Source organism: Streptococcus mitis, from assembly GCF_005844455.1.
GTDB lineage: Bacteria > Bacillota > Bacilli > Lactobacillales > Streptococcaceae > Streptococcus > Streptococcus mitis_BF.
Genome location: NZ_SPGF01000004.1, coordinates 1 through 24,138 on the forward strand (window position 1 = coordinate 1; position 24,138 = coordinate 24,138).

At 39.8% G+C, this 24,138-nt stretch carries 24 protein-coding genes, 1 pseudogene and 1 other annotated feature; of the genes and pseudogenes, 24 read left to right on the forward strand and 1 reads right to left on the reverse strand.

The window, feature by feature from the left end; genetic code table 11:
• Nucleotides 1-120: 120 nt before the first annotated feature.
• The 9 genes and pseudogenes from FGQ53_RS01390 to FGQ53_RS01435 all read left to right on the forward strand — a co-directional run bounded on the left by FGQ53_RS01390 (nt 121) and on the right by FGQ53_RS01435 (nt 8,742).
• Nucleotides 121-771 (forward strand): helix-hairpin-helix domain-containing protein, encoded by a 651-nt coding sequence (locus FGQ53_RS01390; protein WP_138335257.1) that lies wholly within the window; start codon nt 121-123, stop codon nt 769-771.
• Nucleotides 755-2,995: a DNA internalization-related competence protein ComEC/Rec2 gene (locus tag FGQ53_RS01395; RefSeq protein ID WP_138335258.1), complete on the forward strand. Its 2,241-nt coding sequence runs from the start codon at nt 755-757 to the stop codon at nt 2,993-2,995. The genes FGQ53_RS01390 and FGQ53_RS01395 overlap by 17 nt, the downstream gene beginning before the upstream one ends.
• A 72-nt stretch (nt 2,996-3,067) precedes the next feature.
• Nucleotides 3,068-3,199, forward strand: a sequence feature (ribosomal protein L20 leader region).
• A 15-nt stretch (nt 3,200-3,214) separates the two neighbouring features.
• Nucleotides 3,215-3,745 (forward strand): translation initiation factor IF-3, encoded by a 531-nt coding sequence (gene infC, locus FGQ53_RS01400; protein ID WP_000848180.1) that lies wholly within the window; start codon nt 3,215-3,217, stop codon nt 3,743-3,745.
• Between the two features lie 32 nt (nt 3,746-3,777).
• Nucleotides 3,778-3,978 carry a 50S ribosomal protein L35 gene (gene rpmI, locus FGQ53_RS01405; protein ID WP_001125942.1) on the forward strand — a complete coding sequence of 67 codons (201 nt, stop codon included), beginning with the start codon at nt 3,778-3,780 and terminating at the stop codon, nt 3,976-3,978.
• A 51-nt stretch (nt 3,979-4,029) separates the two neighbouring features.
• Nucleotides 4,030-4,389 carry a 50S ribosomal protein L20 gene (gene rplT / locus FGQ53_RS01410; protein WP_000124836.1) on the forward strand — a complete coding sequence of 120 codons (360 nt, stop codon included), beginning with the start codon at nt 4,030-4,032 and terminating at the stop codon, nt 4,387-4,389.
• Nucleotides 4,390-4,459: 70 nt separating this feature from the next.
• Nucleotides 4,460-4,933, forward strand: a pseudogene (locus tag FGQ53_RS12180) (VOC family protein).
• 248 nt (nt 4,934-5,181) lie between these two features.
• The gene (locus FGQ53_RS01425; protein ID WP_138335259.1) at nt 5,182-5,982 is read left to right on the forward strand and encodes a dihydroorotate dehydrogenase electron transfer subunit; all 801 of its coding nucleotides are present in this window, start codon (nt 5,182-5,184) and stop codon (nt 5,980-5,982) included.
• Nucleotides 5,945-6,931, forward strand: coding sequence for a dihydroorotate dehydrogenase (locus FGQ53_RS01430; RefSeq protein WP_171019055.1), 987 nt, complete (start codon nt 5,945-5,947; stop codon nt 6,929-6,931). The genes FGQ53_RS01425 and FGQ53_RS01430 overlap by 38 nt, the downstream gene beginning before the upstream one ends.
• A gap of 98 nt (nt 6,932-7,029) precedes the next feature.
• Entirely contained in the window at nt 7,030-8,742 is a 1,713-nt protein-coding gene (locus FGQ53_RS01435; protein WP_138335261.1) for a glucosaminidase domain-containing protein, read from the forward strand.
• A 55-nt stretch (nt 8,743-8,797) separates the two neighbouring features.
• Here the strand turns inward: FGQ53_RS01435 and pavA are convergent, their stop codons facing one another.
• Nucleotides 8,798-10,453 carry an Rqc2 family fibronectin-binding protein PavA gene (pavA, locus tag FGQ53_RS01440; protein WP_138335262.1) on the reverse strand — a complete coding sequence of 552 codons (1,656 nt, stop codon included), beginning with the start codon at nt 10,451-10,453 and terminating at the stop codon, nt 8,798-8,800.
• 104 nt (nt 10,454-10,557) lie between these two features.
• Between pavA and ybeY the strand changes: the two genes are divergently transcribed.
• From ybeY to FGQ53_RS01515, 15 genes are all read left to right on the forward strand, one after another.
• On the forward strand, nt 10,558-11,055 hold the full coding sequence (ybeY, locus tag FGQ53_RS01445) for an rRNA maturation RNase YbeY (protein WP_000275156.1): 498 nt from the start codon (nt 10,558-10,560) through the stop codon (nt 11,053-11,055).
• On the forward strand, nt 11,036-11,431 hold the full coding sequence (locus FGQ53_RS01450; protein ID WP_000378165.1) for a diacylglycerol kinase family protein: 396 nt from the start codon (nt 11,036-11,038) through the stop codon (nt 11,429-11,431). Before ybeY ends, FGQ53_RS01450 begins: the two co-directional genes overlap by 20 nt.
• A gap of 16 nt (nt 11,432-11,447) precedes the next feature.
• Nucleotides 11,448-12,347 carry a GTPase Era gene (era, locus tag FGQ53_RS01455; RefSeq protein ID WP_138335263.1) on the forward strand — a complete coding sequence of 300 codons (900 nt, stop codon included), beginning with the start codon at nt 11,448-11,450 and terminating at the stop codon, nt 12,345-12,347.
• Between the two features lie 55 nt (nt 12,348-12,402).
• Nucleotides 12,403-14,484 (forward strand): N-6 DNA methylase, encoded by a 2,082-nt coding sequence (locus FGQ53_RS01460; RefSeq protein WP_138335264.1) that lies wholly within the window; start codon nt 12,403-12,405, stop codon nt 14,482-14,484.
• Nucleotides 14,472-15,653, forward strand: a complete 1,182-nt coding sequence (locus FGQ53_RS01465) for a restriction endonuclease subunit S (RefSeq protein ID WP_138335265.1) — start codon at nt 14,472-14,474, stop codon at nt 15,651-15,653. The genes FGQ53_RS01460 and FGQ53_RS01465 overlap by 13 nt, the downstream gene beginning before the upstream one ends.
• 11 nt (nt 15,654-15,664) lie before the next feature.
• Entirely contained in the window at nt 15,665-16,174 is a 510-nt protein-coding gene (locus FGQ53_RS01470; RefSeq protein WP_138335266.1) for a restriction endonuclease subunit S, read from the forward strand.
• Nucleotides 16,175-16,186: 12 nt separating this feature from the next.
• Nucleotides 16,187-17,011 carry a DNA-formamidopyrimidine glycosylase gene (gene mutM, locus FGQ53_RS01475; protein ID WP_138335267.1) on the forward strand — a complete coding sequence of 275 codons (825 nt, stop codon included), beginning with the start codon at nt 16,187-16,189 and terminating at the stop codon, nt 17,009-17,011.
• On the forward strand, nt 17,011-17,616 hold the full coding sequence (coaE, locus tag FGQ53_RS01480; RefSeq protein WP_138335268.1) for a dephospho-CoA kinase: 606 nt from the start codon (nt 17,011-17,013) through the stop codon (nt 17,614-17,616). Before mutM ends, coaE begins: the two co-directional genes overlap by 1 nt.
• Nucleotides 17,603-18,802, forward strand: a complete 1,200-nt coding sequence (locus tag FGQ53_RS01485) for a multidrug efflux MFS transporter (RefSeq protein ID WP_138335269.1) — start codon at nt 17,603-17,605, stop codon at nt 18,800-18,802. Before coaE ends, FGQ53_RS01485 begins: the two co-directional genes overlap by 14 nt.
• Nucleotides 18,802-18,951, forward strand: coding sequence for a 50S ribosomal protein L33 (rpmG, locus tag FGQ53_RS01490; protein WP_001809104.1), 150 nt, complete (start codon nt 18,802-18,804; stop codon nt 18,949-18,951). The genes FGQ53_RS01485 and rpmG overlap by 1 nt, the downstream gene beginning before the upstream one ends.
• A 39-nt stretch (nt 18,952-18,990) precedes the next feature.
• Entirely contained in the window at nt 18,991-19,224 is a 234-nt protein-coding gene (gene secG / locus FGQ53_RS01495) for a preprotein translocase subunit SecG (RefSeq protein ID WP_000282517.1), read from the forward strand.
• Between the two features lie 216 nt (nt 19,225-19,440).
• On the forward strand, nt 19,441-21,792 hold the full coding sequence (gene rnr, locus FGQ53_RS01500; protein WP_138335270.1) for a ribonuclease R: 2,352 nt from the start codon (nt 19,441-19,443) through the stop codon (nt 21,790-21,792).
• Nucleotides 21,755-22,222, forward strand: coding sequence for an SsrA-binding protein SmpB (smpB, locus tag FGQ53_RS01505; protein WP_001051750.1), 468 nt, complete (start codon nt 21,755-21,757; stop codon nt 22,220-22,222). Before rnr ends, smpB begins: the two co-directional genes overlap by 38 nt.
• 14 nt (nt 22,223-22,236) lie before the next feature.
• Complete coding sequence (gene tehB / locus FGQ53_RS01510; RefSeq protein WP_138335271.1) at nt 22,237-23,097, forward strand: SAM-dependent methyltransferase TehB; 861 nt, start codon at nt 22,237-22,239, stop codon at nt 23,095-23,097.
• A gap of 72 nt (nt 23,098-23,169) precedes the next feature.
• Entirely contained in the window at nt 23,170-24,123 is a 954-nt protein-coding gene (locus FGQ53_RS01515) for a competence protein CoiA (protein ID WP_138335272.1), read from the forward strand.
• Nucleotides 24,124-24,138 lie beyond the last annotated feature (15 nt).

Consider the following 24,138-nt stretch of genomic DNA (forward strand, 5'->3'; position numbering starts at 1 on the left):
TCCCCGTGATTTGTAGTAGTGATAGGTCTTCTCAGTTTAATTATAAATCAAAATAAAGAGCACAGCACTTTTTCATTCAGTGTTGTGCCTTGAGTGAAACGAAAGGAATGAATTATAAATATGGAAGCAATTATCGAGAAAATTAAAGAGTATAAAATCATTGTCATCTGTACTTGTCTGGGCTTGCTTGTAGGAGGATTTTTCCTGCTAAAACCAGCTCCACAAACACCTGTCAAGGAAACGAATTTGCAGGCAGAAGTTGCAGCTGTTTCCAAGGATTTATCGACCGAAAAGGAAGTGAACAAGGAAGAGAAGGACGAATCGGTTGAACAAGATCTAATCACAGTAGATGTGAAGGGCGCTGTCAAATCGCCAGGGATTTATGATTTGCCAGTAGGTAGTCGAGTCAATGACGCTGTTCAGAAGGCTGGTGGATTGACAGAGCAAGCAGATAGCAAGTCGCTCAATCTCGCTCAGAAAGTTAGTGATGAGGCTCTGGTTTACGTTCCCACTAAGGGAGAAGAAGCAGCTAATCAACAGACTGCTTCGGGGACAGCTTCTTCAGCAAGCAAGGAAAAGAAGGTCAATCTCAATAAGGCCAGTCTGGAAGAACTCAAGCAGGTCAAGGGTCTGGGAGGGAAACGTGCTCAGGATATTATCGACCATCGTGAATCAAATGGAAAATTCAAGTCGGTTGATGAACTCAAGAAGGTCTCTGGCATTGGTGCTAAAACGATAGAAAAGCTAAAAGACTATGTTACAGTGGATTAAGAATTCCCCTATCTCCCTAATCTATCTGAGTTTTCTGTTACTCTGGCTTTACTATGCCATTTTTGGAGCGTCCTATCTCGCACTGCTAGGTTTTGTTTTTTTGCTTGTCTGTCTCTTTTTCCAATTTCCTTGGAAATCGGCTGGTAAAGTTCTAGCTATTTGTGGAGTTTTTGGATTTTGGTTTCTGTTTCAAACTTGGCAACAGACACAAGCTAGTCAAAACCTAGTGGATTCTGTTGAGAGGGTACGGATTTTGCCTGACACTATTAAGGTCAATGGAGATAGCCTATCATTTCGTGCCAAGGTCGACGGCCGTACCTTCCAAGTTTACTATAAACTTCAGTCCGAGGAAGAGAAAGAGTATTTCCAGGTCTTGACAGACCTTCATGACTTGGAACTAGAAGGGAAGCTTTCAGAGCCAGAAGGTCAGAGAAATTTTGGTGGATTTGACTACCAAGCCTATCTGAAAACTCAAGGGATTTACCAGGCACTGACTATCAAGAGCATCCAGTCACTTAAACATGTTAGCAGTTGGGATATAGGTGAAAATTTGTCGGCTTTACGTCGAAGGGCTGTAGTTTGGATCAAGACGCACTTTCCAGACCCTATGCGCAATTATATGACGGGGCTCTTGCTGGGACATTTGGACACGGACTTTGAGGAGATGAATGAGCTTTATTCCAGTCTAGGAATTATCCATCTCTTTACCTTGTCGGGTATGCAGGTGGGCTTTTTCATGGATGCCTTTAAGAAACTCCTCTTACGATTGGGCTTGACCCAAGAAAAGTTGAAGTGGCTGACTTATCCCTTTTCTCTTATCTATGCTGGTCTGACAGGATTTTCAGCATCGGTCATTCGCAGTCTCTTGCAAAAGTTACTGGCCCAACATGGCTATAAGGGCTTGGATAATTTTGCCCTGACTGTGCTTGTTCTCTTTATCGTCATGCCCAACTTTTTCTTGACAGCAGGAGGAGTCTTGTCCTGCGCCTATGCTTTTATCTTGATCATGACCAGTAAAGAAGGCGAGGGTCTCAAGGCTGTTGCTAGAGAAAGTCTAGTCATTTCTTTGGGAATATTGCCCATTTTATCCTTCTATTTTGCAGAATTTCAACCTTGGTCTATCCTTTTGACCTTTGTCTTTTCATTTCTATTTGACCTGGTCTTCTTACCGCTCTTGTCTATTTTATTTGCCCTTTCATTTCTTTATCCAGTCATTCAGCTGAATTTTATTTTTGAATGGTTGGAAGAGATTATTCGCTTGGTATCGCAGGTGACAAGTAGGCCTCTTGTCTCTGGACAACCCAATGCATGGCTGTTGATACTACTGTTGATTTCTTTGGCTTTGGTCTATGATTTGAGGAAAAATATTAAAAGAGCAGCTGGATTCAGCTTACTTATTGTTAGTCTCTTTTTCATGACCAAGCATCCGCTGGGAAATGAAATCACCATGCTAGACGTTGGACAAGGAGAAAGCCTTTTTCTACGGGATGTCACTGGGAAGACCATTCTCATAGATGTAGGTGGCAAGGCAGAATCTGGTAAGAAAATCGAAAAATGGCAAGAAAAGGCGACGACCAGTAATGCCCAGCGAACCTTGATTCCCTATCTTAAAAGTCGTGGGGTAGCCAAGATTGACCAGCTTATTTTGACCAACACAGACAAAGAACATGTTGGGGATTTGCTGGAGGTTGCCAAGGCTTTCCATGTAGGCGAAATTTTAGTGTCAAAAGGCAGTTTGAAACAGAAGGAATTTGTGGCAGAACTACAAGCGACTCAAACAAAGGTACGCAGTGTTACAGTAGGAGAGACCTTGCAAATTTTTGGAAGTCAGTTAGAAGTTCTATCTCCAAGGAAAAATGGAGATGGAGGGCATGAAGACTCACTAGTTCTGTATGGAAAACTCTTGGATAAGCACTTTCTTTTTACAGGAAATTTGGAGGAAAAAGGAGAGAAGGATTTTCTGAAGCACTATCTAGACTTGAAAGTGGATGTTTTGAAAGCTAGCCAACATGGTTCTAAAAATTCATCAAGTTCAGCCTTTCTAGAACAGCTCAAACCAGAGATCACTCTCATCTCAGTTGGAAAGAACAATCGAACGAAACTCCCCCATCAGGAAACCTTGACACGACTGGAAGGTATCAATAGCAAAGTTTATCGAACTGACCAGCATGGAGCTATACGGTTTAAAGGGTGGAATGGTTGGAAAATTGAAACAGTTGGTTAATGAACACAAACTTTTCAAAAAAATAACTTTTTATCTTGACAAGGGCTAGAAAACTTGGTATCATATAAAAGTTGAGAAAAGCAGAAGTGAGAGCTTCTCGCCTTGTGACATTAAGTTGCCTGGCCCTACGGATGAAAAGTTTCTAAGAAACGCTATCATAACGTGCGGGCTTGTATTATTACGAGTCCGCTATTGTTTTTCTCTAATAAAACAAAAGAGGTGAAAACCATAGCAAAGCAAGACTTATTCATCAATGATGAGATTCGTGTACGTGAAGTTCGCTTGATTGGTCTTGAAGGAGAACAGCTAGGCATCAAGCCACTCAGTGAAGCGCAAGCTTTGGCTGATAACGCTAATGTTGACCTAGTATTGATTCAACCCCAAGCCAAACCACCTGTTGCAAAAATTATGGACTACGGTAAGTTCAAATTTGAGTACCAGAAGAAGCAAAAAGAACAACGTAAAAAACAAAGTGTTGTTACTGTGAAAGAAGTTCGTCTAAGTCCAACTATTGACAAGGGTGACTTTGATACAAAACTTCGCAATGCACGCAAATTCCTTGAAAAAGGAAATAAAGTTAAGGTATCTATTCGCTTTAAGGGTCGTATGATTACCCATAAAGAGATTGGTGCAAAAGTTTTAGCCGAGTTTGCTGAAGCAACACAAGATATTGCAATCATCGAACAACGAGCTAAGATGGATGGACGCCAAATGTTCATGCAGTTGGCGCCAGCAACTGACAAAAAATAATTGTCAGAAAGTTAAATAAAGGAGAAAAAATCATGCCAAAACAAAAAACACACCGCGCATCAGCTAAACGTTTCAAACGTACAGGTTCTGGTGGACTTAAACGTTTCCGTGCTTACACTTCTCACCGTTTCCACGGAAAAACTAAGAAACAACGTCGTCATCTTCGTAAAGCATCTATGGTGCATTCAGGAGATTTCAAACGTATCAAAGCAATGCTTACTCGCTTGAAATAATAGCCTAACAGTAAGTAAACAATTCTAGGAAATATTTGGAGGAAATAAAACATGGCACGTGTTAAAGGTGGCGTTGTATCACGCAAACGTCGTAAACGTATTCTTAAATTAGCAAAAGGTTACTATGGAGCTAAACACATCTTGTTCCGTACTGCAAAAGAACAAGTAATGAACTCTTACTACTATGCATACCGTGACCGTCGTCAGAAAAAACGTGACTTCCGTAAATTGTGGATCACTCGTATCAATGCGGCAGCTCGTATGAACGGACTTTCATACTCACAATTGATGCATGGTTTGAAATTGGCTGAGATCGAAGTTAACCGTAAAATGCTTGCTGACTTGGCTGTTAACGATGCAGTAGCTTTCACAGCTCTTGCAGATGCAGCTAAAGCAAAACTTGGTAAATAATAACCTATAAGACTGGAACAGGATTGTCCCAGTCTTTTTAGAAATAAAGGAGAAAAATACGGCTTCAAAAATGCTACACACTTGCTTGCGAGTGGAAAATCTTGAAAAATCAATCGCATTTTATCAAGATGCTTTTGGTTTTAAAGAATTGCGCCGCAAAGATTTTCCAGATCATGCTTTCACCATTGTTTATCTAGGACTTGAAGGTGACGACTATGAGTTGGAGTTGACTTATATAGTAGATTGAAACAAGATGTGAACAAATCGATTAGGAAAGTCAAATTAATTTCTAGAAATATTTTAACAGCCATAACGTACTATTCTAGACTCAATCTACTATAACTACGATCACGGCCCTTATGTGGTAGGAGATGGGTTTGCTCATATCGCCCTCAGTACACCTGATCTTGAGGCTCTTTACCAAGAGCACAGTGCAAAAGGCTATGAAGTGACTGAGCCAAATGGTCTACCAGGAACTGCACCTAACTATTACTTTGTCAAAGACCCTGATGGATACAAGGTCGAAGTCATTCGTGAAAAATAATCTCGTGAAGTCAAGTACAATGTTCGTTTTCTACTTGACTTTTTTTAGCTGAAAGAGTATACTAATAAAAATTTAACCTTTAAGGGGAGTCCAGAGAGACTCACAAGGTGTCAGATGAAAGAATAGTACAATTTTCTAGAGGAGACTTTTTGAGTGTGCTCTCTTGTCTTGTACGATTTTAACTGAGGCCTTGCAATCGCAAGGTCTTTTCTTTATCTGGTCCCCTTAAAATTTAAGGAGGAAAAGTCATGAATCCCACATGTAAGAAACGTTTGGGTGCCATTCGTTTGGAAACCATGAAGGTGGTTGGACAAGAGGAAATTGCGCCAGCAATCTTTGAATTAGTTTTAGAAGGGGAAATGGTTGAAGCTATGCGAGCAGGCCAATTTCTTCATCTGCGTGTGCCTGATGATGCCCATCTCTTGCGCCGCCCTATTTCAATTTCGTCTATTAACAAGGCAAACAAGCAGTGTCATCTCATTTATCGGATTGAGGGCGCTGGGACTGCCATTTTTTCAACCTTAAGTCAGGGAGATACTCTGGATGTGATGGGGCCTCAGGGAAATGGTTTTGACTTGTCTGATTTAGATGAGCAGAGCCAAGTTCTCCTTGTTGGTGGGGGGATTGGTGTTCCACCCTTGCTTGAGGTGGCCAAGGAATTGCATGCGCGTGGAGTGAAAGTAGTGACAGTCCTCGGTTTTGCGGCTAAGGATGCTGTTATCCTTGAAAAAGAATTGGCTCAATATGGGCAGGTCTTTGTAACGACAGATGATGGTTCTTATGGCATCAAGGGGAATGTTTCTGTTGTCATCAATGATTTAGACAGTCAGTTTGATGCTGTTTACTCATGTGGGGCACCTGGAATGATGAAGTATATCAATCAAACCTTTTATGACCATCCAAGAGCTTATCTATCTTTGGAATCTCGTATGGCTTGTGGGATGGGGGCTTGCTATGCCTGTGTCCTAAAAGTACCAGAAAGCGAGACGGTCAGCCAACGCGTTTGTGAAGATGGCCCTGTTTTCCGCACAGGAACAGTTGTATTATAAGGAGAAAATCATGACTAGAAATCGTTTACAAGTTTCTCTACCTGGTTTGGATTTGAAGAATCCTATCATACCAGCATCAGGCTGTTTTGGTTTTGGCCAAGAGTATGCCAAGTACTATGATTTAGACCTTTTAGGCTCTATTATGATCAAGGCAACGACCCTTGAACCGCGTTTTGGCAATCCAACTCCAAGGGTGGCAGAAACACCTGCTGGCATGCTCAATGCAATTGGCTTGCAAAATCCTGGTTTGGAAGTTGTTTTGGCTGAAAAGTTACCTTGGTTGGAAAGAGAATATCCAAATCTTCCTATTATTGCTAATGTGGCTGGTTTTTCAAAACAAGAGTATGCAGCTGTTTCTAGTGGTATTTCCAAGGCAGCTAATGTAAAGGCTATCGAGCTCAATATTTCTTGTCCCAATGTTGACCACTGTAATCACGGACTTTTGATAGGTCAAGATCCTGATCTGGCTTATGATGTGGTGAAAGCAGCTGTGGAAGCTTCTGATGTACCAGTTTATGTCAAACTAACTCCTAGTGTGACCGATATCGTTACTGTCGCAAAAGCAGCAGAAGATGCAGGAGCAAGTGGCTTAACCATGATCAATACTCTAGTCGGTATGCGCTTTGACCTCAAAACCAGAAAACCAATCTTGGCTAATGGAACAGGTGGGATGTCTGGTCCAGCAGTCTTTCCAGTAGCTCTCAAACTCATCCGTCAAGTAGCTCAAACAACAGACCTGCCTATCATTGGAATGGGGGGAGTGGATTCGGCTGAAGCCGCGCTAGAAATGTATCTGGCAGGAGCATCTGCTATCGGAGTTGGAACAGCCAACTTTACTAATCCATATGCCTGCCCTGATATTATCGAAAATTTACCGAAAGTCATGGATAAATACGGCATTAGCAGTCTAGAAAATCTCCGTCAGGAAGTAAAAGAGTCTTTGAGGTAAACTGCAATCAATCTGTTCTTGATTTTTTATTAGTTTGTAATGTTGATTATAGAGAATTTTGATATAATGAAATGAGTAAGAACAGAGGAAAAGAGTTAATGAAGAAATTGAAATTTATTTTTTTAGCCCTGCTATTTTTCTTAGCCAGACCAGAGAGTGCAATGGCTAGCGATGGTACTTGGCAAGGAAAGCAGTACCTGAAAGCAGATGGCAGTCAAGCAGCTAATGAGTGGATTTTTGATGCTCATTATCAATCTTGGTTTTATATAAAAGCAGATGCTAACTATGCTGAAAATGAATGGCTGAAACAAGGTGACGACTATTATTATCTCAAATCTGGTGGCTATATGGCAAAATCAGAATGGGTAGAAGACAAGGGAGCCTTCTATTATCTTGACCAAAATGGAAAGATGAAAAGAAATGCTTGGCTAGGAACTTCCTATGTTAGTGCTACAGGTGCCAAAGTAATAGAAGACTGGGTCTTTGATTCTCAATACGACGCTTGGTTTTATATCAAAGCAGATGGACAACACGCAGAGAAAGAATGGCTCCAAATTAAAGGGAAGGACTATTATTTTAAATCTGGTGGTTATCTACTGACAAGTCAGTGGATTGACCAGGCTTATGTGAATGCCAGTGGTGCCAAAGTACAGAAAGGTTGGCTTTTTGATAAACAATACCAATCTTGGTTTTACATTAAAGAAAATGGGAATCATGCTAATAAAGAATGGATTTTCGAAAATGGTCACTATTATTATCTAAAATCCGGTGGCTATATGGCAGCAAATGAATGGATTTGGGATAAAGAGTCATGGTTTTACCTTAAGTCTGATGGCAAAATGGCTGATAAAGAATGGTTATACGATTCTAAAAGTCAAGCTTGGTACTACTTCAAATCTGGTGGCTACATGGTGAAAAATGAAACAGTAGATGGTTATCAGTTTGGAAGCGATGGTAAATGGCTTGGAGAAAAAGCTACAAATGAAAATGCTTCTTATTATCAAGTAGTGCCTGTCACAGCAAATGTTTATAATGCAGATGGTGAAAAACTCTCCTATATATCACAAGGCAGTGTCGTCTGGCTTGATAAGGACAGAAAGAGTGATGACAAGCGCCTGGCTATTACTGTTTCTGGTTTGTCAGGCTATATGAAAACAGAAGATTTACAAGCACTAGGTGCTAGTAAGGATTTTATCCCTTATTATGAGAGTGATGGCCACCGTTTTTATCACTATGTAGCTCAGAATGCTAGTATCCCAGTAGCTTCTCATCTTTCTGATATGGAAGTAGGCAAGAAATATTATTCGGCAGATGGCCTGCATTTTGATGGTTTTAAGCTTGAAAATCCCTTCCTCTTCAAAGATTTAACAGAGGCTACAAACTACAGTGCTGAAGACTTGGATAAGGTATTTAGTCTGCTAAATATTAATAATAGCCTCTTGGAGAACAAGGGAGCTACCTTTAAGGAAGCCGAAGAACATTACCATATCAATGCCCTCTATCTCCTTGCCCATAGTGCCTTAGAAAGTGATTGGGGACGAAGTAAGATTGCCAAAGATAAGAATAATTTCTTTGGAATTACAGCCTATGATACGACACCTTACCTTTCTGCCAAGACATTTGATGATGTGGATAAGGGGATTTTAGGTGCAACCAAGTGGATTAAGGAAAATTATATTGATAGAGGCAGAACCTTCCTTGGCAATAAGGCTTCTGGTATGAATGTGGAATATGCCTCAGACCCTTATTGGGGCGAAAAAATTGCTAGTGTGATGATGAAAATCAATGAAAAACTAGGTGGCAAAGATTAGTCCTATAATTGGATATGATTTGAGTATAAGTTAAAAATCCTGATTTCAAGTAAAATCAGGATTTTTTCATGGATGCGATTTTTTCTGGGGCTGGTGTGACACGGAGGGTCTTTTGTCCTGTGTAAGTGACAAAGCCGGGTTTTCCACCAGTTGGTTTGTTGAGTTTCTTGACTTCAATCATATCCACCTGAACCAGATTTGACAGGCGCCCTTGAGAGAAGTAGGCGGCCAGCTCAGCTGCGTCTGTTTTGACTTCATCAGATGGGTCAAGATTGCCTGAGATGACAACGTGGCTTCCAGGGATATCCTTGGCATGGAACCAAAGTTCCTCCTTGCGGGCCATTTTAAAGGTTAGTTCCTCATTTTGTAGGTTGTTGCGACCGACATAGATGATGGTTTTGCCATCACTGGCCAGGTACTGTTCTGGTTTTTTGCGTTTCTGGATTTTTTCTCGCTGTCTTCTGCGGATAAAGCCGGTTTGGATCAATTCTTCACGGATTTCAGCGATTTCTTCTAGTCCAGCTTGGTTGAGGACGGTCTCGACACTTTCCAGATAGAGAATGGTTGCCTTGGTTTCTTCAATCAAATCAGTCAAGTATTTGACGGCTTCTTTGAGTTTCTGGTAACGTTTAAAATAGCGTTGGGCATTCTGGTTGGGAGTCAAGGCCTTATCAAGTGCAATCGTAATCGGTTGATTGGTGTAGTAGTTGTCTAGGATAACCTGGCCTTGGTCGTTAGGCACTTGGTGGAGGAAGGTTGTCAGCAATTCCCCTTTTTGGCGAAATTCCTCCGCATTGTCTGTCGCCAATAACTCTTTTTCTTGTTTTTTCAGCTTATGACGATTTTTTTTAAGTTCATTTTCAACACGACGAATGAGTTCGCTAGCTTGCTGTTTGACGCGGTCGCGCTCTGCCTTGTCCTTATAGTAGGTGTCCAACAAATCAGAAAGACTGGTAAAAGTTTCTCCAACCTGATTTGCAAAAGGAACTGGACTAAAGGAAGTCTCTGTCAAGCATGGCTTGGTTTCTTGACTGAAAAAGTTACGGAAAGTAGACAGTTTATCACTAACCAGAATGTTTTCCAATTCATTTGCCGTATCGCGTCCCAGACCTTGAAAGAGGCTTTGAAGGTTTTTAACTGTCGTTTCATGTGTTTGCAGGATTTCAAAGAGTTTCTCGTCCTTGATTGTAAAAGGATTGAGAGATTCCGTACCTGGCGGAGCGATATAGGTTGATCCAGGAAGCAAGGTGCGGTAGCTATTTTGTGAAAAGCCGACGTGTTTAATAACTTCGAGGATTTTATGACTGCTTTTATCGACCAGTAGAATATTACTGTGTTTACCCATGATTTCGATAATCAAGGTTGCCTGGATATGGTCTCCAATCTCGTTTTTATTGGAAACAGTGATTTCCACAATACGGTCATTTTCAATCTGCTCAATAGACTCAATCAGGGCCCCCTGCAAATATTTTCTCAAAACCATGATAAAGGTAGAAGGTTGGGCTGGATTTTCAAAAGTCGTTTGGGTCAGCTGAATGCGTCCAAAAACTGGGTGAGCAGAAAGGAGCAGGCGATGACTTTGGCGATTGCTACGGATTTGTAAGACCAACTCTTGTTCAAAAGGCTGATTGATTTTCTGAATGCGACCGTTAAGCAACTCTCTTTGCAATTCCTCAACCATGTGGTGTAAAAAAAATCCGTCAAATGACATCGTTCTCTCCTTGTGATTGTATTCCATAGTATTATATCAAAAAGGTAGAATAAAATCATGGAAATGTGGTATAATAAAGCCAAGTAAAGAGAAACGAGAAGCACATGTATATTGAAATGGTAGATGAAACTGGTCAAGTTTCAAAAGAAATGTTGCAACAAACCCAAGAAATTTTGGAATTTGCAGCCCAAAAATTAGGCAAAGAAGACAAGGAGATGGCAGTCACTTTTGTGACCAACGAGCGTAGTCATGAACTCAATCTGGAGTACCGTGACACAGACCGTCCGACAGATGTCATCAGCCTTGAGTATAAGCCAGAGTTGGAAATTGCCTTTGACGAAGAAGATTTGCTTGAAAATCCAGAATTGGCAGAGATGATGTCTGAGTTTGATGCCTATATTGGGGAATTGTTCATCTCTATCGATAAGGCTCATGAGCAGGCTGAGGAATATGGCCACAGCTTTGAGCGTGAGATGGGCTTCTTGGCAGTACACGGCTTTTTACATATCAACGGCTATGATCACTACACTCCAGAAGAAGAAGCGGAGATGTTCGGTTTACAAGAAGAAATTTTGACAGCCTATGGACTCACAAGACAATAAACGAAAATGGAAAAATCGTGACCTGATATCCAGTTTAGAATTTGCCCTCACAGGAATTTTTACTGCCATCAAGGAAGAACGCAATATGCGAAAACATGCAGTGACGGCTCTAGTGGTCATTCTTGCAGGTTTTGTTTTTCAGGTGTCACGAATCGAATGGCTCTTTCTCCTATTGAGCATTTTCTTGGTAGTAGCCTTTGAGATTATCAACTCTGCTATTGAAAATGTGGTGGATTTGGCCAGTCACTATCACTTTTCCATGCTGGCTAAAAATGCCAAGGATATGGCGGCTGGTGCGGTATTAGTGGTCTCTCTTTTCGCAGCCTTAACAGGTGCATTGATTTTTCTCCCACGAATCTGGGATTTAATATTTTAAACAGTAAGAGGAAATTATGACTTTTAAATCAGGCTTTGTAGCCATTTTAGGACGTCCCAATGTTGGGAAGTCAACTTTTTTAAATCACGTTATGGGGCAAAAGATTGCCATCATGAGTGACAAGGCGCAGACAACGCGCAACAAAATCATGGGAATTTACACGACCGATAAGGAGCAGATTGTCTTTATCGACACACCAGGGATTCACAAGCCTAAAACGGCTCTTGGAGATTTCATGGTCGAATCTGCCTATAGTACCCTTCGTGAAGTGGATACTGTTCTTTTCATGGTGCCCGCTGATGAAGCGCGTGGTAAGGGGGATGACATGATTATTGAGCGTCTCAAGGCAGCCAAGGTTCCTGTCATTTTGGTGGTAAACAAGATTGATAAGGTCCACCCAGACCAGCTTTTGTCTCAGATTGATGATTTCCGAAATCAGATGGACTTCAAGGAAATCGTTCCAATCTCAGCCCTTCAAGGAAATAACGTGTCTCGTCTAGTGGATATTTTGAGTGAAAATCTGGACGAAGGTTTCCAGTATTTCCCGTCTGATCAAATCACAGACCATCCAGAACGTTTCTTGGTTTCAGAAATGGTTCGCGAGAAAGTCTTGCACCTAACGCGTGAAGAGATTCCTCACTCAGTTGCTGTAGTGGTTGATTCTATGAAACGTGACGAAGATACAGACAAGATTCACATCCGTGCAACCATCATGGTCGAGCGCGATAGTCAGAAAGGGATCATCATCGGTAAAGGTGGCGCTATGCTTAAGAAAATTGGTAGCATGGCCCGTCGTGATATCGAACTCATGCTAGGAGACAAGGTCTTCCTAGAAACCTGGGTCAAGGTTAAGAAAAATTGGCGTGATAAAAAGCTAGATTTGGCTGACTTTGGCTATAATGAAAAAGAATATTAAAAAAACTCTTTAAGAGAGTTTTTTAGTATTACTGAATAATAATGGAGAATAATAAATGTCAGAGCAGTTAATTCAAAATAGTATTTTTTCCACACCAGTAATATTTGATAAATATGAATGTTATAGTATTGGTGCAACAACCGTTAATAACTTGATGAAATTAAATATTATTAAGAATGTAAATCTAAAGAGAAGTCTTGGGAATAAAAAACCAGATGTTTTAATTCTAGATGATAATAAGAACGTAATTATCTATGTTGAGCAAAAGATACCAAGTAAATTTAAGAGTGATAAGGATATTGAAGAAGCGATTAAACAAGAGATAGATGTCGCTAAAGCTTTGGGTTCACTTATTTATATTGTAAGCGACGGTGATTCTTTTATCTGGATTAATCCTAAAAACGGGGAAAAGATTTTAGATGAGAATGGAAATGAAATTAATTTAGCGATAAAGCCAAAAGAAAATGGCAAACAAATTGTCAAGTTCATTAACGATATTTCATTATCTATTTCTGAAACAAATAATCAGATATTGAAAAAGGAATTTTTAGATCCTACTGATTTAGCTCAAAAGATTAATCGAATTTTAAAAAATTTAACTTTTGCATCAGCAAAGATGTCTTTATATACTTTTGTTGAGTTGTTTCTCTTTAAATATTTATCAGATATTGGTGTTTTAAATGGAGAAAATAGTTTTGAATACATTGTTTCTTTATATGAAAAGGAAGGATATTCTACCGCCTATGTTTTAGGAAAATACCTAGAAGGTGCTAGAGAGACGATGGTTAAATTGTTTCCAAAAGGTATGGATGGGACAAGCATTATCAATGGTAAAGTTTTTCATATTGAAAGAGATGAGCAAAACGAATTTATCAGCGTAGATAATACGGATACAGTATTTAAATCTGTTATTTTGGAATTTGAAAAATATGATAAAAAATATGGAAAATTCTTAAATATAAGTAAAGACTTCAAGTCAAAACTGTTTGAAACTTTTATGAAAAATAGTGATGACAAGAGTGATATGGGGCAGTTTTTTACACCATTAAAAATAGTAGATGAAATGGTTTCTATGGTAGATATTTCTGAGGGAATGACTATTTGTGATCCTGCTTGTGGTGTTGGAAAGTTTTTGCTTGAAGCAGTTGAAAAACGTATAGAAGACAGTTATAGCTATTCTAAAGGAAAGTTAGCCTCTAAAATTCGATTTTTTGGCTATGACAAGATGATGTCTGAAAAAGACGATATCACAATTATTCTTGCTAAAGCTAATACGTTAATTTATTTTTCTGAATTATTCCAGAAAAATAATAGTTTTAAAGATGTGCAGACAATTGCAAAAACACTATTAAATGATTCATTTTACTTACATAAGAGTATGTTAGGTACTCTAGAAAATCTGGAAGAAAATAGATACGACTTAATTTTAGCAAACCCTCCTTATTATCAAAGTAAGGAAATGTCAGAGATGGCTAAAGCTACAGATATTTATAAGTATGGCGGTAGTGGTGTTGAAGCTCTCTTCTTAGAGTGGATTATGCGTTCCGTAAAACACGGTGGTGTAGCCAATATTGTTTTACCGGATGGTATTTTTTCTAATCATGCAAATAAAAAGTTAAAAGAAAAGTTAAAAGAACTCTTTTTTATCGACGCTTTGATTTCTTTACCAGTAAATGCTTTTTTCAACACACCTAAAAAAACCTACATTTTGACTATTCGTAAGAAAACAGAGAATGAGATTGAAAATAATATCGTACAAGATTATCCTGTTTTCACCTACATTGCAGGTAGTATTGGTGAAACCTTAGATGTTTATCGATTTGATTCTGAAGAAAATGACTTAAAACAAGCTGTCGTCAAATATAATTTTTATCGCCAATCTCAAGATAGAAATAATTTACAAGAACCAATCAAATCCCACCTTTTAGGTGATTCGAGACTAAAATTACTTCCGATTGAGGAATTAGATAGTAAGAAGAGTTGGATTATTGAAAATTGGTGGTCTGAAGAAGAAAAGATTGCTATTGGTCTAAAAAAAGAAAGACAAGTCGTTTCGATTGATGAATTCCAAGCAATGATTGATGATATGATTTCTCTTATGCAAGATTTCAAGGAGGAGTTAGAATGGTTGAAGTAAGAAGCAAACTTGTAACACTTTCAGAACTATTTACCAATAAAAGAGGAAATAGTAAGTATACGAAAGCTTACGTTAATAAAAATACTGGTGAGTTTGAAGTTTACACTGGTTCAACTAAAACTTCCTTTGGATTTATAGATACATATGAATATGAATCTCCTCATTTAACCTATACAACAGATGGAGAGTATGCAGGAACTCTGGAAATTTTACAAGGTAAATACAATGTTGGGGGACATAGAGCTATTTTAATAAGTAAAGTGGATAATTTATCCTTATTTTATTGTAAATATGTTTTTCAAAGTATATTCTACAATTCTGTAAAACGTGGTGATGTTCCATCATTAGCTTGGTCTCAAATCAAAGATATAAGAGTTAGCATTCCAGTTACTGAAGATGGAGAATTCGACCTTAAAAAACAAGAAGAAATTGTTCGTAAGTTTGAATTAATTGAAGCACGCAAAGAAGAATTGGCTGAAAAGATTGAGACGATCAAGTCAGTAGATGTGGATATTATGTCAGGAGAGACTCCTAAGACTACCTCAATTAAAGTTGCAGATTTGTTTGACTTGACTGTATCAACAAATTCTTCAAAATTTACGAAGACATTTGTAAAAGAAAATGCGGGTGATATACCTGTTTATGGAGCGAGTAGTGATGACTTACCAAGTTATGGTTATTTAAAAGACAATGCTGTAATTATAGACAAAGATGGTAAACGTGAGTTTCCTGTTCGCTATTTTGAAAATTGCTTGACTTACAATATAGATGGTCTTGCAGGCTATGTTTTTTATCATGAGGGTCGCTTTAGTTTAAGTGAAAAAGTACGCCCGTTAGTTATAAAAGAAGAATACGCAGACAAGGTCAACCCTTTATACCTAAAACAAGTTTTAGAGCCAATTTTTCGCTCTCATGTTAAAGGCAGAAAAGGGAAAAATGGTAAAAATGAGTATACAAAGCTAAATACTTCCATGATAAAAGATTTAGAGGTCGTGCTTCCTATTACCTCTTCAGGAGAAATCGACCTTGTAAAGCAAAATCAGATTGTAAAAAATTCTCAAATAATCCTTGAAATGAAAAATAATATTGAGAAGCAAGGATACCAGTTTATTCAATCGAATCTAGACTTTAATTCGAACAATGTTCCATATATATATATATATATATAACCTTAGCTAATTTGTTTGATTTGAAACGTGGTTCTAGTAAGTATACGAAAAAATATTGCTTGGATAACAAGGGGAAGTATCCTGTTTACTCAGCCAATAATTCAGTTCCTCTTGGTTATCGAAACGATTTTGATTTTGATGGTTGTTTTGCTACAATTTCTGTCAATGGTATAGCAGGAAAGATAACTTTAATAGATAATAAGTTTTCTTTGAATGCGGATAGAATGATTTTAATTCCTAAACAGGAAAAAATAAACATTGATTATATTGTTTATATTTTAGAACCTCTTTTAAGACAACAGGTTAAGGGAAGAAGTGGTGAAAATGGCAGAAATGAGTATACCAAAATAGAAAAAAATGTAATTTTGAATACTAAAATTCCTGTTCCTTTTAATAGATTTGGTGAAATTGATTTAGAGATACAAAAGGATATAGTAGAAAAAATTTATAAGTTAAAAAATATAAAAACTATCCTAGGAGAAGAGGTTGAAAAATTATTGCAATTTGAATTAAAATTTTAAGAAGGAGGACTTATGCCTGAATTACCAGAGGTTGAAACTGTTCGTCGTGGCTTAGAAAAATTGATTTTGGGAAAGAAGATTTCGAGTATAGAAATTCGTTATCCCAAGATGATTAAGACAGATTTGGAAGAGTTTCAAAGGGAATTGCCTGGTCAGATTATCGAGTCAATGGGACGTCGTGGCAAATATTTGCTTTTCAACCTGACAGACAAGGTCTTGATTTCTCATTTGCGGATGGAGGGAAAGTATTTTTACTATCCAGACAAGGTCCCTGAACGCAAGCATGCCCATGTTTTCATCCAGTTTGAGGATGGCGGTACTCTTGTATATGAGGACGTACGCAAGTTTGGTACCATGGAACTATTGGCGCCTGACCTTTTGGAAGCCTACTTTATTTCTAAGAAACTAGGGCCTGAGCCAAGAGAGCAGGACTTTGATTTGCAGGTCTTTCAAGCTGCCCTAACCAAGTCTAAAAAGCCTATCAAATCACATCTCCTAGACCAAACTTTGGTAGCTGGTCTGGGTAATATCTATGTAGATGAGGTCCTTTGGCGAGCTCAGGTTCATCCAGCTAGACCTTCCCAGACTTTGACGGCAGAAGAATCGTCAGCTATTCATGACCAGACCATTGCTGTTTTGGGACAGGCAGTTGAAAAAGGCGGTTCCACCATTAGAACCTATACCAATGCCTTTGGAGAAGACGGAACCATGCAGGACTTCCATCAGGTCTATGATAAGACTGGACAAGAGTGTTCACGCTGTGGGACAGTGATTGAGAAATTCCAACTCGGTGGACGAGGAACTCATTTTTGTCCTCAGTGTCAAAGGAGGGGCTGATGGGAAAAATCATCGGAATCACAGGAGGAATTGCCTCTGGTAAGTCAACTGTGACAAATTTCCTAAGAGAAAAAGGTTTTCAAGTGGTGGATGCTGACGCAGTCGTCCACCAGCTACAAAAACCTGGTGGTCGTCTTTATCAGCTCTTAGTTCAGCACTTTGGGCAGGAAATCATCCTTGAAAATGGAGAACTTAATCGCCCTCTCCTGGCTAGTCTCATCTTTTCAAATCCTGAGGAACGGGAATGGTCTAAGCGAATCCAAGGGGAGATTATTCGTGAAGAGTTGGCTACTTTGAGAGAACAGTTAGCTCAGACAGAAACGATTTTTTTCATGGATATTCCCCTGCTTTTTGAGCAGGACTACAGCGCTTGGTTTGATGAGACGTGGTTGGTCTATGTGGACCGAGATGTCCAAGTAGAACGTTTAATGAAAAGAGACCAGTTGTCCAGAAATGAAGCTGAATCTCGTCTGGCAGCCCAGTGGCCTTTAGAGAAAAAGAAAGATTTGACCAGCCATGTTCTAGACAACAATGGCAATCAGGATCAGCTTCTTACTCAAGTACGTATCCTTCTTGAGGGAGGTAAGCAAGATGACAGAGATTAACTGGAAGGATAATTTGCGCATTGCCTGGTTTGGTAATTTTCTGACAGGAGCCAGTATTTCTTTGGTTGTGCCCTTTATGCCCATTTTTGTGGAAAATCTAGGTGTTGGGAGTGAGCAAGCTGCTTTTTATGCAGGCTTGGCTATTTCTGTATCTGCTATTTCCGCGGCGCTCTTTTCTCCTATCTGGGGAATCCTTGCTGACAAATACGGACGAAAACCCATGATGATTCGGGCAGGTCTTGCCATGACTATCACTATGGGAGGCTTGGCCTTTGTCCCAAATATCTATTGGCTAATCTTTCTTCGCTTACTGAATGGTGTATTTGCAGGATTTGTTCCCAATGCAACGGCCTTGATAGCCAGTCAGGTTCCCAAGGAGAAATCAGGCTCTGCCTTGGGTACTTTGTCTACAGGTGTAGTTGCAGGTACTCTAACCGGTCCCTTTATTGGTGGCTTTATCGCGGAATTATTTGGCATTCGTACGGTTTTCTTATTGGTTGGTAGTTTTTTATTCTTAGCTGCTGTTTTGACTATTTGCTTTATCAAGGAAGATTTTCAACCAGTAGCCAAGGAAAAGGCCATCCCAACAAAGGAATTATTTACATCAGTTAAATATCCCTATCTTTTGGTCAACCTCTTTCTGACTAGTTTTGTCATCCAATTTTCAGCCCAATCGATTGGCCCTATCTTAGCTCTTTATGTGCGTGACTTAGGGCAGACAGAGAATCTTCTTTTTGTTTCTGGTTTGATTGTATCAAGTATGGGCTTTTCCAGTATGATGAGTGCAGGAGTTATGGGCAAGCTAGGTGACAAGGTGGGCAATCATCGTCTCTTGGTTGTAGCCCAGTTTTATTCAGTTATTATCTATCTTCTCTGTGCCAATGCTTCTAGCCCCCTCCAACTAGGACTCTATCGATTCCTCTTTGGCTTGGGGACAGGTGCCTTGATTCCTGGAGTTAATGCGCTTCTCAGCAAGATGACACCCAAAGCTGGCATTTCGAGGGTCTTTGCCTTCAATCAGGTATTCTTTTATCTGGGAGGTGTCGTTGGTCCCATGGCAGGTTCCGCAGTAGCAGGTCAATTTGGCTATCATGCTGTCTTTTATGCGACAAGTCTTTGTGTTGCCTTTAGTTGTCTCTTTAACCTGCTTCAATTTCGAACATTATTAAAAGTAAAGGAAATCTAGTGCGAGTAAAAATTAATCTCAAATGCTCCTCTTGTGGCAGTATCAATTACCTAACCAGTAAAAATTCAAAAACCCATCCAGACAAGATTGAGGTTTTAAAGTATTGTCCCAAGGAAAGAAAAGTAACCCTACATCTTGAATCTAAGTAGATTTTATGGTAAAATAATAAGGATTTTAAGGAGTTTGATATGTATAACCTATTATTAACCATTTTATTAGTATTATCTGTTGTGATTGTGATTGCGATTTTCATGCAACCAACTAAAAACCAATCCAGCAATGTATTTGATGCCAGCTCAGGTGATTTGTTTGAACGCAGTAAAGCACGTGGTTTTGAAGCTGTAATGCAGCGTCTGACAGGGATTTTAGTCTTTTTCTGGCTAGCCATTGCCTTAGCATTGACGGTATTATCAAGTAGATAAGAAAATAATGGGCAGGACTAGGTCTTTGCCTCTTTTTATTTTTATACTCTTCAAAAATCTCTTCAAACCACGTCAGCTTCCATCTGCAACCTCAAAACGGTGTTTTGAACAACATGCGGCTAGCTTTCTAGTTTGCTCTTTGATTTTTATTGAGTATTAAAGGATGTTTGAGAAGGTTTTACAGTAAAAGAAAATTAAAAAATCTAGAAAGAAAATATGAAAGATAGAATAAAAGAATATTTGAAAGATAAGGGAAAGGTAACTGTTAATGACTTGGCTCAGGCTTTGGGAAAAGATGGATCCAAGGATTTTCGTGAGTTGATTAAAACCTTGTCCCTAATGGAAAGAAAGCACCAGATACGCTTTGAGGAAGATGGCAGTCTGACTTTGGAAGTCAAGAAAAAACATGAGATTACCCTCAAGGGGATTTTTCATGCCCATAAAAATGGCTTTGGCTTTGTTAGTCTGGAAGGGGAAGAGGACGACCTTTTTGTAGGAAAAAACGATGTCAACTATGCTATTAATGGTGATACCGTTGAGGTCGTGATTAAGAAAGTCGCTGACCGCAATAAGGGAACAGCAGCGGAAGCAAAAATTATTGATATCCTAGAACATAGCTTAACAACCGTTGTCGGTCAAATCGTTCTGGATCAGGAAAAACCTAAGTATGCAGGCTACATCCGTTCGAAAAACCAGAAAATTAGCCAGCCGATTTATGTTAAGAAACCTGCCCTTAAACTAGAAGGAACAGAAGTTCTTAAGGTCTTTATCGACAAATACCCAAGCAAGAAACATGATTTCTTTGTCGCTAGTGTCCTCGATGTGGTGGGGCATTCAACGGATGTCGGGATTGATGTTCTTGAGGTCTTGGAATCAATGGACATTGTATCCGAGTTCCCAGAAGCTGTTGTCAAGGAAGCAGAAAGTGTGCCTGATGTTCCATCTCAAAAGGATATGGAAGGTCGTCTGGATCTAAGAGATGAGATTACCTTTACCATTGATGGTGCGGATGCCAAGGACTTGGATGATGCGGTGCATATAAAGGCTCTGAAAAATGGCAATCTGGAGCTTGGGGTTCACATCGCAGATGTTTCCTATTATGTGACAGAAGGTTCTGCCCTTGATAAGGAAGCCCTTAACCGTGCGACTTCTGTCTATGTGACAGACCGAGTGGTGCCAATGCTTCCAGAACGACTGTCAAATGGTATCTGCTCCCTCAATCCTCAAGTTGACCGTCTGACCCAGTCTGCCATTATGGAAATTGATAAACATGGTCGTGTGGTCAATTACACCATTACACAAACAGTTATCAAGACCAGTTTTCGTATGACCTATAGCGATGTCAATGATATCCTAGCAGGTGATGAAGAAAAAAGAAAAGAATATCAGAAAATTGTTCCTAGTATCGAACTTATGGCTAAGCTCCATGAAAGGCTAGAAAACATGCGTGTGAAACGTGGAGCCCTCAATTTCGATACCAATGAAGCCAAGATTTTAGTGGATAAACAGGGTAAGCCTGTTGATATCGTTCTTCGTCAGCGTGGTGTTGCCGAGCGCATGATTGAGTCCTTTATGCTGATGGCCAATGAAACAGTTGCTGAGCATTTTAGTAAGCTGGATTTGCCTTTTATTTATCGAATCCACGAGGAGCCCAAGGCTGAAAAGGTTCAGAAGTTTATTGATTATGCTTCGAGCTTTGGCTTGCGCATTTATGGAACTGCTAGTGAGATTAGCCAGGAGGCCCTCCAAGACATCATGCGTACTGTTGAGGGAGAACCTTATGCGGATGTATTGTCTATGATGCTTCTCCGTTCCATGCAGCAGGCTCGCTATTCAGAGCACAATCACGGCCACTATGGACTTGCTGCCGACTATTACACTCACTTCACCAGCCCGATTCGCCGTTATCCAGACCTTCTAGTCCACCGTATGATTCGGGACTATGGTCGTTCTAAGGAAATAGCAGAGCATTTTGAACAAGTGATTCCAGAGATTGCGACCCAGTCTTCCAACCGTGAGCGTCGTGCCATCGAGGCGGAGCGTGAAGTCGAAGCCATGAAAAAGGCTGAGTACATGGAAGAATACGTAGGTGAAGAGTATGATGCGGTTGTGTCCAGCATCGTTAAATTTGGTCTCTTTGTTGAATTACCAAATACGGTTGAAGGATTGATTCATATCACCAATCTACCTGAATTTTATCATTTTAATGAACGTGATTTAACCCTTCGTGGGGAGAAATCAGGAATTACTTTCCGTGTGGGACAGCAGATACGTATTCGTGTTGAAAGAGCTGATAAGATGACTGGTGAGATTGATTTCTCTTTTATTCCAAGTGAATTTGATATGATTGAAAAAGGCTTGAAAAAGTCTAATCGCAGTGACAGAGGGCGTGGTTCAAGTCGTCGTTCAGATAAGAAGGAAGACAAGAGAAAAGCTGATTGCTCAAATGATAAGCGCAAGCATTCGTCAAAAGATAAGAAAAAAGGAAAGAAACCTTTTTATAAGGAAGTAGCTAAGAAAGGAGCCAAGCATGGCAAAGGGCGAGGGAAAGGTCGTCGCACAAAATAAAAAGGCGCGCCACGACTATACAATCGTAGATACGCTAGAGGCAGGAATGGTCCTGACAGGAACTGAAATCAAGAGTGTGCGAGCTGCTCGAATCAATCTCAAGGATGGCTTTGCCCAAGTAAAAAATGGGGAGGTCTGGTTGAGCAATGTTCATATCGCTCCTTACGAAGAGGGCAATATCTGGAACCAAGAACCAGAACGCCGTCGCAAACTCCTGCTCCATAAAAAGCAAATCCAAAAGTTGGAACAAGAGACTAAAGGGACAGGAATGACGCTGGTTCCTCTTAAGGTCTATATCAAAGATGGCTATGCCAAGCTCCTTTTAGGCCTAGCCAAAGGGAAGCATGACTACGACAAACGAGAGTCAATCAAGCGACGGGAACAAAACCGTGACATCGCGCGTGTCATGAAAGCTGTCAACCAGCGATAAAAAGAGGAATGAAAATGGAAAAACTAGTTGCCTATAAAAGAATGCCCTTGTGGAATAAAGAAACTATGCCTGAAGCTGTCCAGCAGAAACACAATACCAAGGTCGGAACTTGGGGAAAGATCACAGTTGTAAAAGGAGCCCTCAAGTTTATTGAATTGACCGAAGAAGGAGAAGTTCTAGCTGAACACCTCTTTGAAGCAGGAGCAGACAATCCAATGGCGCAACCGCAAGCCTGGCACCGAGTGGAAGTTGCCACAGATGATGTAGAATGGTACTTGGAATTTTATTGTAAACCTGAGGACTATTTCCCTAAGAAATACAATACCAATCCTGTTCATTCAGAAGTTCTGGAAGCTATGCAAACAGTGAAACCGGGTAAAGCTTTGGATTTGGGCTGTGGTCAGGGGTGCAATTCTCTTTTTCTAGCCCAGCAAGGTTTTGATGTGACAGCTGTGGATCAAAATGAACTGGCCCTTGAAATCTTGCAAAGCATTGTGGAGCAGGAAGATTTGGAAATGCCTGTTGGTCTTTACGACATCAATTCAGCCAGCATTAGCCAAGACTATGATTTTATCGTATCAACTGTTGTTCTCATATTTTTGCAAGCGGACCGCATTCCAGCTATTATTCAAAATATGCAGGAGCACACCACGGTGGGTGGCTACAATCTTATCGTTTGTGCCATGTACACGGAGGATTATCCTTGCTCAGTGAACTTCCCATTCACTTTTAAAGAAGGGGAACTGGCAGACTATTACAAGGACTGGGAACTGGTTAAGTACAATGAAAATCCAGGCCATCTGCACCGTCGCGATGAGAATGGCAATCGTATTCAACTACGTTTTGCGACCATGCTAGCTAAGAAAATCAAATAAACATGAATGAAGATTAGGATTTTCCTGATCTTTTTTGTTTTTTTACGAATAATATAGAAAAGGAGGGAAATCATGTTTGTTGCGAGAGATGCTAGGGGAGAGTTGGTAAATGTGCTAGAGGATAAGCTCGAGAAGCAAGCATACACCTGCCCAGCTTGTGGAGGTCAACTCCGTTTGCGTCAAGGGCTAAGTGTACGGACCCATTTTGCCCATAAATCCCTAAAAGATTGTGATTATTCCTTTGAAAATGAAAGTCCAGAACATCTGGTTAACAAGGAATTCCTCTACCACTGGTTAAAAAAAGAGACAGAGGTTCAATTAGAATACCCCCTTCCAGAGCTTAAACAGATTGCGGATCTATTTGTAAATGGCAATCTAGCTCTAGAGGTTCAGTGTAGCCCATTGCCTCAAAAAGTTCTTAAAGAGCGCAGCGAGGGCTATCGTAGTCAGGGATACCAAGTACTGTGGTTGCTGGGTCAAAAACTGTGGATCAAAGACCGCTTAACCCGTCTGCAACAAGGTTTTCTCTATTTCAGTCACAACATGGGCTTTTATGTTTGGGAATTAGACAAGGAAAAACTAGTTTTAAGACTCAAATACCTGATTCATCAAGACTTACGTGGTAAACTCCATTATCAAATCAAGGAATTTCCCTATGGTCAAGCTAGTTTATTGGAAATATTGCGTTTCCCCTATAAGAAACAAAAAATTTCGCATTTTACAGTTTCTCAAGATAGGGACATCTGTCGCTATATCCGGCAACAGCTTTATTATCAAAATCCCTTTTGGATGAAAGAACAAGCAGAAGCCTATCAAAAGGGAGAAAATCTCCTGACTTATGGACTAAAAGAATGGTATCCACAAATTCGGCCAATAGTAGGCAAATTTTTCCAGATTGACCAAGATTTGACCAGCTATTATCAGCACTTTTACACCTATTACCAAGAAAATCCTCACAATGATTGGCAAAAGCTTTATCCACCAGCCTTTTATCAGCAATATTTCTTAAAAAATATGGTAGAATAGAAAAGATGGAGGAAT

Coding starts and splice junctions, on each gene's coding strand:
- rplT (WP_000124836.1), top strand. CDS start 4,030: ATGGCACGTGTTAAAGGTGGCGTTGTATCACGCAAACGTCGTAAACGT.
- smpB (WP_001051750.1), top strand. CDS start 21,755: ATGGCAAAGGGCGAGGGAAAGGTCGTCGCACAAAATAAAAAGGCGCGC.
- FGQ53_RS01485 (WP_138335269.1), top strand. CDS start 17,603: ATGACAGAGATTAACTGGAAGGATAATTTGCGCATTGCCTGGTTTGGT.
- FGQ53_RS01395 (WP_138335258.1), top strand. CDS start 755: ATGTTACAGTGGATTAAGAATTCCCCTATCTCCCTAATCTATCTGAGT.
- tehB (WP_138335271.1), top strand. CDS start 22,237: ATGGAAAAACTAGTTGCCTATAAAAGAATGCCCTTGTGGAATAAAGAA.
- FGQ53_RS01450 (WP_000378165.1), top strand. CDS start 11,036: ATGGACTCACAAGACAATAAACGAAAATGGAAAAATCGTGACCTGATA.
- FGQ53_RS01430 (WP_171019055.1), top strand. CDS start 5,945: ATGGCCCTGTTTTCCGCACAGGAACAGTTGTATTATAAGGAGAAAATC.
- ybeY (WP_000275156.1), top strand. CDS start 10,558: ATGTATATTGAAATGGTAGATGAAACTGGTCAAGTTTCAAAAGAAATG.
- FGQ53_RS01465 (WP_138335265.1), top strand. CDS start 14,472: ATGGTTGAAGTAAGAAGCAAACTTGTAACACTTTCAGAACTATTTACC.
- pavA (WP_138335262.1), bottom strand. CDS start 10,453: ATGTCATTTGACGGATTTTTTTTACACCACATGGTTGAGGAATTGCAA.
- FGQ53_RS01435 (WP_138335261.1), top strand. CDS start 7,030: ATGAAGAAATTGAAATTTATTTTTTTAGCCCTGCTATTTTTCTTAGCC.
- coaE (WP_138335268.1), top strand. CDS start 17,011: ATGGGAAAAATCATCGGAATCACAGGAGGAATTGCCTCTGGTAAGTCA.
- rnr (WP_138335270.1), top strand. CDS start 19,441: ATGAAAGATAGAATAAAAGAATATTTGAAAGATAAGGGAAAGGTAACT.
- era (WP_138335263.1), top strand. CDS start 11,448: ATGACTTTTAAATCAGGCTTTGTAGCCATTTTAGGACGTCCCAATGTT.
- FGQ53_RS01515 (WP_138335272.1), top strand. CDS start 23,170: ATGTTTGTTGCGAGAGATGCTAGGGGAGAGTTGGTAAATGTGCTAGAG.
- mutM (WP_138335267.1), top strand. CDS start 16,187: ATGCCTGAATTACCAGAGGTTGAAACTGTTCGTCGTGGCTTAGAAAAA.
- FGQ53_RS01390 (WP_138335257.1), top strand. CDS start 121: ATGGAAGCAATTATCGAGAAAATTAAAGAGTATAAAATCATTGTCATC.
- secG (WP_000282517.1), top strand. CDS start 18,991: ATGTATAACCTATTATTAACCATTTTATTAGTATTATCTGTTGTGATT.
- rpmI (WP_001125942.1), top strand. CDS start 3,778: ATGCCAAAACAAAAAACACACCGCGCATCAGCTAAACGTTTCAAACGT.
- FGQ53_RS01460 (WP_138335264.1), top strand. CDS start 12,403: ATGTCAGAGCAGTTAATTCAAAATAGTATTTTTTCCACACCAGTAATA.
- FGQ53_RS01425 (WP_138335259.1), top strand. CDS start 5,182: ATGAATCCCACATGTAAGAAACGTTTGGGTGCCATTCGTTTGGAAACC.